Annotated in this window: 11 protein-coding genes; 3 read left to right on the top strand and 8 right to left on the bottom strand. The window is 54.7% G+C overall.

All coding sequences use genetic code 11. The features are described 5' to 3' along the window. Positions 1-3: 3 nt before the first annotated feature. Entirely contained in the window at positions 4-1,323 is a 1,320-nt protein-coding gene (locus tag J2X72_RS20635; RefSeq protein WP_310075054.1) for a glucoamylase family protein, read from the top strand. Between the two features lie 55 nt (positions 1,324-1,378). Here the strand turns inward: J2X72_RS20635 and J2X72_RS20640 are convergent, their stop codons facing one another. The 6 genes from J2X72_RS20640 to J2X72_RS20665 form a co-directional block, all read right to left on the bottom strand. Next, the gene (locus tag J2X72_RS20640; protein WP_310075056.1) at positions 1,379-1,753 is read right to left on the bottom strand and encodes a hypothetical protein; all 375 of its coding nucleotides are present in this window, start codon (positions 1,751-1,753) and stop codon (positions 1,379-1,381) included. A 213-nt stretch (positions 1,754-1,966) separates the two neighbouring features. After that, entirely contained in the window at positions 1,967-3,502 is a 1,536-nt protein-coding gene (locus J2X72_RS20645) for an EAL domain-containing protein (protein WP_310075057.1), read from the bottom strand. Between the two features lie 330 nt (positions 3,503-3,832). After that, a complete protein-coding gene (locus J2X72_RS20650; protein ID WP_310075059.1) occupies positions 3,833-4,033 on the bottom strand; it encodes a hypothetical protein in 201 nt (66 codons plus the stop codon). A gap of 1,520 nt (positions 4,034-5,553) precedes the next feature. Beyond that, positions 5,554-6,594, bottom strand: coding sequence for a sensor histidine kinase (locus J2X72_RS20655; protein WP_210005871.1), 1,041 nt, complete (start codon positions 6,592-6,594; stop codon positions 5,554-5,556). Continuing rightward, positions 6,594-8,036 (bottom strand): ATPase domain-containing protein, encoded by a 1,443-nt coding sequence (locus J2X72_RS20660; protein WP_210005887.1) that lies wholly within the window; start codon positions 8,034-8,036, stop codon positions 6,594-6,596. The genes J2X72_RS20655 and J2X72_RS20660 overlap by 1 nt, the downstream gene beginning before the upstream one ends. A gap of 141 nt (positions 8,037-8,177) precedes the next feature. Further along, positions 8,178-8,471, bottom strand: coding sequence for a response regulator (locus J2X72_RS20665; RefSeq protein WP_310075061.1), 294 nt, complete (start codon positions 8,469-8,471; stop codon positions 8,178-8,180). A 649-nt stretch (positions 8,472-9,120) separates the two neighbouring features. Between J2X72_RS20665 and J2X72_RS20670 the strand changes: the two genes are divergently transcribed. Together J2X72_RS20670 and J2X72_RS20675 are read left to right on the top strand one after the other, a co-directional pair. Then, positions 9,121-9,330 carry a cold-shock protein gene (locus tag J2X72_RS20670; RefSeq protein ID WP_310075063.1) on the top strand — a complete coding sequence of 70 codons (210 nt, stop codon included), beginning with the start codon at positions 9,121-9,123 and terminating at the stop codon, positions 9,328-9,330. Positions 9,331-9,496: 166 nt separating this feature from the next. Then, entirely contained in the window at positions 9,497-9,772 is a 276-nt protein-coding gene (locus J2X72_RS20675; protein ID WP_210005875.1) for a hypothetical protein, read from the top strand. A gap of 353 nt (positions 9,773-10,125) precedes the next feature. On the opposite strand, the gene groL is transcribed toward J2X72_RS20675, so the two are convergent. Further along, positions 10,126-11,751 carry a chaperonin GroEL gene (gene groL / locus J2X72_RS20680; RefSeq protein WP_210005876.1) on the bottom strand — a complete coding sequence of 542 codons (1,626 nt, stop codon included), beginning with the start codon at positions 11,749-11,751 and terminating at the stop codon, positions 10,126-10,128. A gap of 70 nt (positions 11,752-11,821) precedes the next feature. Beyond that, positions 11,822-12,115 carry a co-chaperone GroES gene (locus J2X72_RS20685; RefSeq protein ID WP_210005877.1) on the bottom strand — a complete coding sequence of 98 codons (294 nt, stop codon included), beginning with the start codon at positions 12,113-12,115 and terminating at the stop codon, positions 11,822-11,824. Between the last annotated feature and the right edge of the window lie 793 nt (positions 12,116-12,908).

Consider the following 12,908-nt stretch of genomic DNA (forward strand, 5'->3'; position numbering starts at 1 on the left):
ATCATGATCGAGCTCCCCTCTACTGATGTTGACCTCGATCGCCTGCCAACGGACGATGACCTCGGCCGGCTGCAGTTCACTACCCTGCTCTATTACCTTCATTGTACGAATCCGGACAATGGTCTGGTACGCGACAAGACGGAACCGAACGCGCCGGCAAGCATCGCCGCCATCGGCATGGCGCTGGCCACCATTCCGGTCGTTGTTGAACGCGGCGTCATAATACGCGAATTTGCGGTAAAGATTACCCGTAAGCGATTGCGTTATCTGATGTCCTGTCCGCAAGGGCCGGAACCAGATTCATCTGGCTACAAAGGGTTTTTCTATCATTTTCTGGATATCGAGACGGGACGCCGCGTGTGGCAGTGCGAGTTGTCGACGATCGACTCGGCTTTTTTGTTCGCGGGAGCTTTAACTGTCGCGACCTACTTTGATCGCGATACCCAGGACGAAGCGGAGATCCGCCAGCTCGCGATGGCTCTCTATGAGCGCGCGGACTGGAACTGGGCGCGCAACGGTGGCGCAACATTGACACACGGCTGGCGTCCGGAAAGCGGCTTCATCCCTTATCGGTGGCGTGGCTACGATGAGGGCTTGCTACTTTATATCATCGGTCTTGGCTCTCCGACCCATCCATTGCCGTCCGAGAGCTTCGCGGCCTACACCGAGACATACGACTGGAGAAATATGTATGGCCGCGAACTGCTCTATTCCGGACCTCTGTTCACCCATCAGCTATCGCATATGTGGATAGACTTTCGCGGCATTCAGGACGACTTTATGCGTGAACATGACAGCGACTATTTTGAGAACAGCCGGCATGCGACTTATGTCCAGCAGCAATATGCGATTCACAATCCGATGCAATATGCCGGTTATGGAGAGCATTGTTGGGGATTTACCGCCTGTGACGGCCCCGGTTGGGCCACTCGCACGATAGATGGTGTCGACCGGGCGTTCTTCGATTACAACGCCCGCGGCGCTCCCTTTGGCCCGGATGACGGCACGGTCGCGCCTTGGGTGGTCGTGGCATCGCTGCCGTTCGCGCCGGAGATCGTCGTTCCGACCATCCGTAATTTTGGCCGGATGAAAGTTGGCATGAAGCGCCTCTACGGTTTCAAACCGTCATTCAACCCGACTTATGCGGTCAAGGACAATCCAACGGGATGGTGGGTAAGTCCCCATCACTTTGGCATCGACCAGGGGCCAGTGGTCCTGATGATCGAAAACTACCGCAGCGGCTTGCTCTGGAACGTCATGCGTCGATGCAAGCCAATCGTGACTGGATTGCGCCGCGCAGGATTTTCAGGCGGGTGGCTTTAAGCGCAATCGAAATTCATCGACGCTTTGCCAAACGTTGAATCCCTGATTCAAGGGTTCAGCGTTGTAAGTAGAATGCTTGACCCGCCGACCGCAGCTGCTCAAGTGTTTTTCCTGAACAGCTTCCTGGTCCCTCTCCACCCATTGCCGGTTCGGCAGCGCCATTTATGGTCACTGTGCCGGCCAGATTGTCAGGGGAAATGTAGACGGCTACTCCGTCGGCAGTGATCTTCGACAAATAGTAGGCGCGATCCGCGCCGCCGGACTCACAATGGACCAAAAACGGAAAATCCACGAAAGACACATCCTTGGCGTGCGCCTGGAAGCTAAAAATTGTAGAGAAAAACAACAACCCAAGACTGGGCATGGAAATCACAACAGCCGTTAAATGCGACTTTTCGCGAAGATCTATCTTGGACTGCAAGTATTTCATTTGTCGAACCCCTTCCCAGCCGTTGAATCTTTCTATGAACGCATCGTCAGCATTTGAAGGTTTAGTTTAACGCTGACGCTTTGACCATACAAGCTCCCCGGCCGAGTTGCCAGCTGGCAGGCGCGTCGGTCTTGGCTTTGGCGGCAAGACGCTTCCTAACACTGAACTTACGCGCGCACTGCCCTGTCTCTCTTCGACGGTAAGCCCGGCAGTCTAGACTCGGCGGCTCATCCCGTAAAACGCGACAAGTTGGGTGATGGTGAGGGGGCGGGAGAAAAGCCAACCCTGACCGCGACAACCCGGTAAAGCTCTTGCAAAGTAATCACGCTGTTCAGCTGTCTCAATCCCTTCCACAACCACTCCAAGGTCTAGCGTCCGAGCCATTTCGAGTATCAGCGGAGTGATTGATACTTTTACAGAATTGGTCCCGACTGTGTCGGTAAATGCTTTGTCGATTTTAACTGCATCGACACCAAGGTCCTGAAGGTAGGACAGGCTGGAGTATCCCGTCCCGAAATCGTCGAGGTACACGGGATGGCCTACCCTGCGCAGTCTTGCTATTGCCGGAATGGCGATTTCGCGAACAACCGTGGAGCGTTCGGTCAGTTCGATGCCAATTTGCTTCGCTGGGAGGCCCGCTTGCACGATCCCATCCAGAACCTCATAGAAATTGTCGTCGTCCAGATCCGCGGCGGCAATGTTGATGGTCACTACCAGCTCTGGATTGGCCTGCAGCAGTGATCCAGCGCTGCGCACAATTTCTCTCAGGACGTAGACGGTGATTTCTCCAGCCAAACCTTGATCCTCTGCGGCGGAGACGAAAACGTCTGGAGGAATAGTCTCACCATTTCTATCCGTCCATCTCACCAGAGCTTCCGCCGAAACCATTTTTCCTGACGCCAAATCCACAATCGGCTGATAGACAACTGTGAGCTCCTTTGCCCGCAACGCTTCCAAAAGACGCGACATCAGTGTGCGTGGTTTGCGCGAAAGCAATGAAGCGCTCAACGCCAGCAGAAGTCCGGCAGCACTACCGACGCTGGCAAACGCGACAGTGAAGCCGGACTGCCGTGCGACAGCTTGGGTGCGGGTTAGCGCTGCAACGGCACAAATTGGATGGACCGCTGAACAATGAATCCTGATCAGATCCGTGTTACTCTCCACGATGCGGTTGCCACCCTCGAACACAACATCATCGCTCACTACTCTGTTGCCCCACGAGCGCATAATTTGTCGGTCGCTCGAATTGACGATGGCGATGGAATAGCGAAATGGGCGAAACTCCAAATCAAGGAATGCACCGGGGGAAAGCACGACGTTCGCATTTCCGCTTTCAATGACCGTCCCAATAAGCCCAGAGGCAAGAGCCAACGGTACCTTCACCCAAATTCTTCGTCCACGCTCGTCGATGAAATCGGGCTCACCGACCAGGAGCGGAGGATCAATAGCCCCTATCGATGTTGTGCACGTCAATCGTCCGTCTACCACACGTCCAACGTCTTTCACGTAACGCGCGTTGAAGGCAATCCTGCGAAGACTCCCAAGATCAGGCTGTGAGCAGGGAACTCCGACAATCTGGTTTGCCTGTTCCAAAGTCGCATCAGTTTCTCTGGCAATAGCTTCGGCACGTCGGGCCAGATTATCCACATATGACGTGACTTCGTCTCGGGCAGAATTGAGTGCAAGCACTCTTGCGCCAGCGAAAGCCAGGACAGCACCCAATACGCCCGCAATCAAGCAAGCTGCCACGATCAGGTATCGATATCCTATCCGGTCCAAATCATTCGTCCCGCCTCTGACCGTCAGAACGTTTGTGGCAATTCACGTAGCTAGGAGGAAAAAAATGAAACTCGAAAGTACGTTACTGTAACAAACCCGTAATTCGCAATAAAGGTATTGATATCATTGAGTTTTTGTAAATTCTTGCTCGACCCCCAAAGCCATCTGTCACGCGACCAGAAGTCCTGTCACATGATCGTGGAAGAAACTAGAGAAGACGTTCCGCTGCCCCGCCTGCAAGCGCAAGGTCAAGATTGAGACCGAAGCCGGGTGTCGGCCGGGATTAATGCTTCGATCATTTCACTGCTCCGGGTCCCAGTCCATTCCCTTTTTTCGCAACGCTTCCTTGAGTTGCTCCTTGATGTACTCCTCACAGCGGTGCGGGAACTGCGCATGAATGTCCCTCACTTCTTCCGAAATATACCGGATATCGAGATCAGCAATCTTGGCGCGTTCTGCCCGCCTGCTGATCTCTGCCAATAATTCTGCATTTTGGCTCATCGCTCGTTCCTCCCTGCGGAAACCATAGCACACTTCGCGTGGAGTTCCGACGGCCAGCGGATAGCAATCACGCCAGGGGAAAAAGGGGAAATAGTGCACGGCTGTATCTTCCCCAATCCTCCGCAGGAAGCACTCGCTCGCCATGTCGCGCATATCATGTGAGGACTACCCAACATATTGCTTTGACGTGTGGTTCACCGAATGGGACCAAGGAAACGGATGACGGCAAGAATTACCAGTCCGAAAAATTATCGGGATTTCCTTCAATATCCTTTCAAAAGGTTCTGATCTGTTGCCAAGGACGCGAGGGCCTAGGAGAGCTATCCTCATTGCACTCGTCATCAGCTATTTCTGCGGCTTGGCCACCTATCACGGCCTTCTGACACAACAGATCGCGCTCTTCGACGAACACAGTATCAGCGAAAACGCGGCTGTATGGATTGCCGCAGTTGCGGGGCTGGTAATCTTCCGGTGGCGGCTATTGTCAGGGTGGCTCTGTGACAGTTGGGGCCCCGGACGCGTCATGGCGATCGCTGGTCTCGCCGCATCGTTACCTTTGGCGCTCTCGCGTTGGTCTTGCTGCCGGTAGCCCGACAGTTCTTTTCATTTACCTCTTGTCCTGGGCGTTGCCTTCGGTGGACAACAGGTTCTGCTTGCCAATGACGCCCGCCTCATCGTCCCGTTATCGGCGCTCGCAAGTATCCTCAGCATCTGTCGCTTCGCCGCAGGACTGGCATGGCGAGCGGCCCGGTGATTGCGGGATATCTTCACGATTGGACAGGCGGTTATGCAGCGTCCCTCATCGTCATAGGCGTACTGGCCGTGATGCATTTTTTCTCTCATTTGCTGTTATTTCTCTTGGACAACGACCGGTGGTTGCCGGCATCGCAGGACCAAGTGTTTAGCGACGCCTTTGCTCATTCTCAAATGGCAACGTCTTGTTGACGCATTTGCCAAGGCGGCAATTTTTATCAGCGCAAGAAAGATGTATGAAAGCAGTCTGGTAGAACATGAGATGAAAACGCAATTCCGACCGACGATTTCAGCGTAAATTAAACTTAACTTGTTTAAATTCGCCAGCCGTTAAAAACCGTTCCTTTGAAAATGCCGATAAGGCAAATTTAGGGCATTTTGGATTGTTAAACGTCTACAATTCACGTCGATACTTCATTCTATAACGAAAGGTAGCCAAATAAGCGGCTGCTTCGCGCCCTCATTCGGCCGTTGAGGTCAGTTTTGCCACCGCCTGAAAGAAGACATTGCCGACGATTACGCTGAGGTCGCGGTTGCGCCAAAACGAGACGCCAGCCACATTTGGCTAAACCTCAGATATGCTTTGTAGACTGCGTACATTACGCCGAAGTCGAGGTGCTACGTTGACGAAATGGATAGTGCCAGCCAGACAACGCAGCCAATCACAACGTGCCATGTACAGAGACCGTCGCACGCTCCAAGGTGATGAAACGTGAGCTCTCGCAAAAAATCGCAACCGCGAGGCGGCACTCGGCGGAGGCACGGGTTCAGTCTCTTGGTGAAACCTTCGAAAGCGGTCCACTGATAACGCACCGCAGGCCGGTAGGATCAAAAGTCACAAGGGGCTTTTCTCCAAAGACGGCAGCCAGCGCCGCACGCACGTATCTGGTTCCGTAACCCGCCCTCGTCGGCGGCGCGACAACCGGTCCCCCGGTCTCGGCCCACTCAAGGGTCACCGTCGGTGTGTCGGTGGCAGAAATTTCCCAGACCACGCTTACCCTCCCCTCCAGGGTTGAAAGCCCACCATACTTGATGGCGTTTGTCACAAGTTCATGCAGGCATAACGCCAGGGTTGTCCCCGCGTCGCGGGTGAGGATCAGATCAGGCCCTTCGACATCAAACCTATTAGTCCCGTCGGCACGATAAGGCTCCAGAGTGAGGTTTATTATGTCTCTCAGTGCGACGGCGTCGCCTCCTGCTTCGAATACTGCGGAGTGGACGTTGGCTAGCGCGCTCAGGCGGCCTTCAAAATCTGCGGTAAGAGCGTCGATCGTGTCCGAACCGCGGCGGGTCATGCGAAAAATCGATGTCACACTGGCAAGGATATTCTTGACGCGGTGGTTGAGTTCGAAACGAAGTTCCCTTTCCCGCTCTATGGAGTCTCTGACTTCCCGCTGGCGCAACCGGACAAGGAGAGCCGACTGAATGCCGCTCACAAGCTCCAGGGAAGCGACGGGTCTTTGAATGAAAAGTTGGCGTGACCGTGGCCATCGCCTGTCCAATTCCGCTCGGATTCGCGACTGCTGGGCGGATCGATCCAACAGCACAAAAATTGGCAAGTCCGACCAGTTTGGCTGGGTGGTCAAATGGTTTGCGATGGCCTCGATCGTCGGGGGATTCAGCGACTCGTGGGTGGCAATGATCACGCCGGGCGATTCCGGAAGCTTCTGGACCAGATCATCCGTATCGCCACAGACCTTGACGACCATGCCATGCTCCACGAGCAACATCTCGATATAGGCTGCGTCTTTCCTGTAGGGCGCTAAGACGAGCACCCAGTCCAGTTCGCCGTGATTGCAGGTGGCCATTACGCCTCTGGCAGCGGGTTGTACGCAACAACGGTAACACCAGAGCTCTCAATCAAGAGCTCCCTGACGTCCAGGTCATGTGGGCCGTGCCGCTTCTTGACGACCGTGATGCTGCGTCGGAGCTTTCCTTCGTGCTCGGAAATTCTGAGAAGCAAGACCGTGTCTCCAAGGAAGCTGACATCGACGTCAATGCCAACATTTTGTCCGAGCAAACCGTGTTGCGCGACGATCAACATGGTCAGTACGCCCGATCGGGCGAGATATTTCAGCAAAGACTGGATATCGCGCACGGCCTTCTCGCGGTGCGGCAGCGAATTCAGATATCCCGTGAAGCTGTCGATCACCACGACGCGCGACTTCTCCCGGGTGACCACCTCTTGCGCGATCTTGCCAAATTCACCGGGCGATATCTCGTTGGGGTTGAAATCCCGTATGATCAGCTGGCCATCCTTGTGGAACTGGCGCAGGTCCATACCAAGTCCCTCGGAACGCCGGAAAAACGTTTCCAATCTTTCCTCAAACAGAAAAAGCGCAACGCTCTCGCCCCGTTTCAATGCAGCTGTCGCGTAGAGCGATGACATGGTCGATTTGCCGGTCCCCGACTGGCCGATAACAAGCGTCGTCGTTCCCGACTCCTGTCCGCCGCCAAACATTTCATCGAGGGCTGTAACGCCCGACTTGATCAGCTGCGGTTTGACCGTTTCGGATGCGGCGCCGGGAATTATCCTTGGGTAGATGATAACCCCCTCTCCTTCCCGTATGGCCATATCATGATAGCCGTCGGCAACGGGAACACCGCGCATCTTGCTTACCTCCACCCGGCGACGGACCCCGCCATATTCCTCGAGCGATTTGTCGAAGCGGATGACACCATGGGCAATCCCCTCGACCTCCTCGCCACTGCGCTCAACTGAGCCGTTCGTCTGTGTATCCAGTAGCAAGGCCACCACCTGCCGCTGCGCCAAAAAAGACTTAAAACCCAACAGTTCTCGTCTAAAGCGGGGGGAATCTGCTGTGATGAGGCGGATTTCCAGAAGCGAGTCATAGACAAGCCTGTGGGGCTTGTGATCTGCAATTGCCTGCTCGACGGCTTTCCGGGTTTCGTCGAGCCGGAGCTCCGTGGTTTGAAAGATCGTTTGATCCGAAGCGCCATTCACAGCATCGGACGCCGACAACTCTTCAACTCTGATACCCTTGAGGCTCCAGCCGTGAGAAACGGCGATCGATTCAAGCTCTGCCGCGGTCTGGGAGAGACTGACGTAAAGGCAGCGTTCCCCGGCATCGAGGCCCGCGAGCAGGAACTGTAGCGCTGCAGTTGTCTTGCCAGATCCGGGAGCACCTTGCAGGATGTAAAAATTGGAAGAAGGCAAGCCGCCTCGGAGGATTTCATCCAGCCCGGCAATGCCGGTTTTCACGACAGATTGTTTCTTATGCGTGACCATGTCTATCGAATCCATTCCGTTGACTTCGAGTAAGGGGAGACGCCAGACGGCTGACTGCAAACGCTTCCCGCTTTATATTCCACATTGACCATCGTCAACATCGCGATCGGCGGCATCGGGATTCACACGACCCTCAAGTCGCTATACAACCACCTCCATTAATTCACCATTCCCATTTCTCGTACGGCCTTTATGATGTGTTTGTGGTGGTGGCTTTCCAAAAAAGCGGCCCTCGACCGGAAGTGTGTCGTCGGACATGTACCTATGTCCCGATGTAACGATGATCTTTATCGGTGGCCACCTGTCCCGCACCGGGGCCGCCAGTTTCAGTCCGTCCATGCTTCCGGGCATGTCGATATCGGCGCACAGCACCCGGATGTCATCGCGTTCACTCAGGATAGCGATTGCCTCGTCGGCGTCTCCCGCTTCCAACACGCTAAAGCCGGCGGCTTCAAAGCGTGGGCAATGTCCATGCGGACGATTACCTCGTCTTCCACAACGAGGACTATGATCGAGTTTTCCTTCATACGAAGTCCCTTTCGTAGCGCTGTCCGTCTCATCGTGGGCTGCTCTCCAACGCGCGCGCTTTCAAATCGATCCGAAGAAGACAAATCGCGGACCAAAGCACGGTAGCGTACGACCACAGCCACAAGTGTGGAATGGGCGCAAACTCTTGCGAAGAACGAATATTTTCACTTGTCCTGTCCCGACCTGCTCGCCTGCGATTACAGTGCACCGACCCTGCAATCGCCCTCCTGAAAATCCTTGGACGACAAAGGTGCAAAAGCGAAGCATTGGTTCGCCTTGAATGATGCGCGCTTCTTCGCGACCGTTGTGCGCGCGGGAGAGGGCCACCATCCCCCAACCTTATGATGCTGACAACGACACCGCGACCGGACGGGGGCACCGCATTGACATCTTGGTGTGTTGGGGGGTACACGTCTAGCGTTGATGTTTGCTAGTTTGACTTTTGTTATCGCGCGCTGGCAACGCGCCCTGGACGAACTTCCCCTCAAAGATCGAGATCATCATCCGCCAAGTGCTATTTCGGCGGATCGTTGCAATTGCTATGAAAGGGTTCGTTATGACCACTGGCACAGTTAAATGGTTCAATTCCACCAAAGGCTTCGGCTTCATCCAGCCTGACAACGGCGGCACCGATGCGTTCGTTCATATCTCTGCGGTCGAGCGCGCCGGTATGCGTGAATTTGTCGAGGGTCAGAAGATCGGCTACGAACTGGAGCGCGACAGTAAGTCGGGTAAAATGTCTGCCTGTAATCTGCAGCCTATATAATCCTGTAACCGCTTTCCCTTGTGCACGGGTATACTGATACTGTCGAAGGCAAGTCAACCAAGTGGGTCAGGCATCTGCTTGGCCTTGTTTACGTTTACGAACTGTCGGAAGCCTCCGAGCCGGATGGCATTGTTCGCGGCCAGCCGGCGCATATTCGGAGATTTGAATGACAGAGCAGAGCAATGAGCTCCAGGCGATCAATACGGCCTGGCAGATTGCCATTCAGGAAATCCTACGGATGGTCGTGCGGGATATGTACAAAACGGGCGATGAAGCTGTGTTCAAGTCGCATATAAAGCGCATCGAGGAGACAGCCGTCGACAGCATTTATTCGGGTCTGATGCTGCGAGGGACAAACGAATGGACAGAGGTACTCGTCAAAGAGAAAGCGAGTAACTTCGTCACCACTCTGCTCACCTCCTTTACCTTCGATCGTGCATAAGATTCCGGCTAACGTGCGGCCCGGCGGGCCTGCCGCCGCATACGAACGCACGAATTCATGATAGACCTTGATTGAATAGCGCTGCGTTGTTCTCGGCAGAATGGATGGCGCGATTCTTTGCTGCCGCGCGCTGTGGCTCACAAGAATGCCGTCGACGTTTCTAGTGTCCCGCTTTTCTATGAACGCGACCAAATCGGACCAATTCCTGGCGCTGTCGCAGCGCCATGAGGAAGGCTGACTCCTAGTCTAAACCGCTTTATTCGAGCTTTTCGGAATTCAAACTCGATGTTTGTAATTATCCAACATCGCGCCAAAAACTTTGACGCGATGTCATAATACCCGGAGAACTGGGATTAGTATCCGGTACTTCTTGGGTCATTCATTCCGAGTGCCGCCGATGGTGAAATGTCGGCTATCATGGCTTCCGCTGTGATCAAAAGCCCGGCAATCGAGCCGGCATCCTGAAGGGCTGTGCGGACCACTTTGGCCGGATCGACGATGCCAGCCTCAATCATATCGACATAAAGTTCGGTCTGCGCGTTGAACCCCTGATTGGGTTTCTTGCTGTCCAAAAGTTTGCCGACAACGATCGAACCTTCGACACCGGAATTTTCGGCTATCTGTCGGATGGGCGCTTCAAGCGCTTGCAGTACAATCGAAATACCGGCGGTCACGTCGGCATTTGCTCCGGTGAGGGCAGCCAATGATGCCTTGGCACGCAACAGCGCGACACCGCCGCCTGGAACAACGCCCTCCTCCACCGCAGCACGCGTGGCGTTCAGCGCATCGTCAATGCGGTCCTTCTTTTCCTTGACCTCGGTTTCGGTTGCACCACCCACGCGGATCACGGCAACACCACCGGCAAGTTTTGCTAGTCGCTCCTGCAGCTTTTCCTTGTCATAGTCCGAAGTGGTTTCCTCGATCTGCGCTTTGATCTGCTGGACACGCGCTGCGATGGCGGCCTTGTCGCCTGCACCCTCGACGATCGTGGTGGCTTCCTTGTCGATGAGGAGGCGTTTTGCCCGTCCGAGCATGTCGATCGTGACATTCTCAAGCTTGATGCCTAGATCTTCGGAGATCAGCTGACCGCCGGTAAGGATCGCAATGTCCTCCAGCATCGCCTTGCGACGATCGCCAAATCCGGGAGCCTTGACCGCTGCGACTTTGAGACCACCGCGCAACTTGTTGACGACGAGGGTCGCCAAAGCTTCGCCTTCAACATCCTCGGAGATAATCAAAAGCGGTTTGCCGCCCTGGACCACCGCTTCGAGGATCGGCAGCAACGCCTGCAGGTTGCCGAGCTTCTTTTCGTGAAGGAGAATGTAGGCGTCCTCCAGTTCGACCCGCATCTTTTCTGCATTGGTAACAAAATAGGGCGACAGATAACCGCGATCGAACTGCATCCCCTCGACAACTTCGAGTTCGGTGTCAGCGGTCTTTGCCTCTTCAACGGTGATGACGCCCTCATTGCCGACCTTCTTCATGGCCTTGGCAATCATCTCACCAACGGTGGCATCGCCATTGGCGGCAATTGTTCCGACCTGAGCAATCTCTTCCGAAGTTTTGACCTTCTTCGCCCGCGCCTGAATGTCGGTGACAACAGCAGCCACGGCAAGATCGATGCCTCGCTTTAGATCCATGGGGTTCAATCCGGCCGCAACTAGCTTTACACCCTCACGCAAAATGGAGGCGGCCAACACCGTCGCTGTGGTGGTTCCGTCACCGGCGAGATCATTGGTCTTTGACGCGACTTCGCGGATCATCTGTGCGCCCATGTTCTCGAACTTGTCGGCAAGCTCGATTTCCTTTGCGACAGTTACGCCGTCTTTGGTAATGCGCGGCGCACCAAAAGAGCGGTCAATGATGACATTGCGCCCCTTTGGGCCCAGCGTCACCTTGACGGCGTTGTTCAGTATCTCGACACCACTAAGGATGCGGTCGCGGGCGTCGGTGGAAAATTTGATTTCTTTGGCAGACATTGCTTGTTCGTCCAGTTCGTTTTGAAATTGATAAGTGCGGCAATTGCCCATAGGGCATTCTTCGTTCCGCCTACTGGGTCTCGACGATGCCCATGACGTCCGTCTCCTTCACGATCAGGAGATCGTCGCCGTCAATCTTGACGTCGGCACCGGACCATTTGCCGAACAGAACGGCATCCCCTGCCTTGACATCGAGTGCGATCAGGGCGCCGCTTTCATCACGGGCTCCCTGTCCCACCGCAATAACTGTGCCTTCCTGCGGCTTTTCCTTGGCAGTGTCGGGAATAATGATCCCTCCCTTGGATTTGATATCGCCTTCAGCGCGTCGAATGACAACGCGGTCGTGAAGTGGCCGGAATTTCATGAGGAACTCTTTCTGCAGCCAGACAATGTGGCTCACATGCCTTCATACCCCCATTGGCACTCGAATGATAGGAGTGCTAAAGCTGGCAGCGTCCGAATCGGGATAATATGATGACTCGTTGGCATCGGTGCACTCAAGGCCGCAAAATATCTGATGAAGTCTGAACGGTCTCTCCCTGGGTCAGCCTATCAGCGATTTTAGGAATGTCGGCTTGGTTCAAGATCATCCGCCGCGTGACGTGCGCCGAAGTCATGACGGCACAGCCTGGACTAAATATTCGCGGCGTAGGGTCATCCTTTGATCAGCGCCAATACAGATAAGACCCTGTTGCTTTCGCCGACCGATAAGGGCGACGCGGTCGTCTTGTTTTTGTACCCCTTTCTAGCGAGGGAAAACACCGGGCGCGCCATCGCGGCGGTACCCAGCCAGTCAGTTGTTTATTTCTCCATCGGAGGACAAAAGATAAAAATCTTCTTTGAATGCATTTCTCTGTCGCGCGAGCATGCATTGCCATGCGAACGAGCCCGTGGAGGCAATGAGGTCCGGTGCGCATGTCCTCCCTTGATACACTGCACCGGACCTCCACCGGGCAGGATTTTCGCCGTCTGGCGCGCCGGAATGGGCAGGTCGGATGACATATAGCGCTCAATCCGAACACGATCACGGTTCCCTTAAGACCGTTGCCACCGTTTCCCAAGCAGTGACGATGATGGGAAGCGAATATTTCTTCATGCCATCGCTCGCATTTCTGAGCTGGCTTTAGACGGGTCTTTCTCAATCTGTGTGGTGTTTG

The sequence above is a fragment of the Phyllobacterium sp. 1468 genome (assembly GCF_031455525.1).
Classification (GTDB): Bacteria; Pseudomonadota; Alphaproteobacteria; order Rhizobiales; family Rhizobiaceae; genus Phyllobacterium.

What these genes read in the sequence shown, in the direction of transcription:
- J2X72_RS20670 (WP_310075063.1), top strand. Translation starts at nt 9,121, where the DNA reads ATGACCACTGGCACAGTTAAATGGTTCAATTCCACCAAAGGCTTCGGC.
- J2X72_RS20650 (WP_310075059.1), bottom strand. Translation starts at nt 4,033, where the DNA reads ATGAGCCAAAATGCAGAATTATTGGCAGAGATCAGCAGGCGGGCAGAA.
- J2X72_RS20635 (WP_310075054.1), top strand. Translation starts at nt 4, where the DNA reads ATGATCGAGCTCCCCTCTACTGATGTTGACCTCGATCGCCTGCCAACG.
- groL (WP_210005876.1), bottom strand. Translation starts at nt 11,751, where the DNA reads ATGTCTGCCAAAGAAATCAAATTTTCCACCGACGCCCGCGACCGCATC.
- J2X72_RS20675 (WP_210005875.1), top strand. Translation starts at nt 9,497, where the DNA reads ATGACAGAGCAGAGCAATGAGCTCCAGGCGATCAATACGGCCTGGCAG.
- J2X72_RS20685 (WP_210005877.1), bottom strand. Translation starts at nt 12,115, where the DNA reads ATGAAATTCCGGCCACTTCACGACCGCGTTGTCATTCGACGCGCTGAA.
- J2X72_RS20655 (WP_210005871.1), bottom strand. Translation starts at nt 6,594, where the DNA reads ATGGCCACCTGCAATCACGGCGAACTGGACTGGGTGCTCGTCTTAGCG.
- J2X72_RS20660 (WP_210005887.1), bottom strand. Translation starts at nt 8,036, where the DNA reads ATGGTCACGCATAAGAAACAATCTGTCGTGAAAACCGGCATTGCCGGG.
- J2X72_RS20640 (WP_310075056.1), bottom strand. Translation starts at nt 1,753, where the DNA reads ATGAAATACTTGCAGTCCAAGATAGATCTTCGCGAAAAGTCGCATTTA.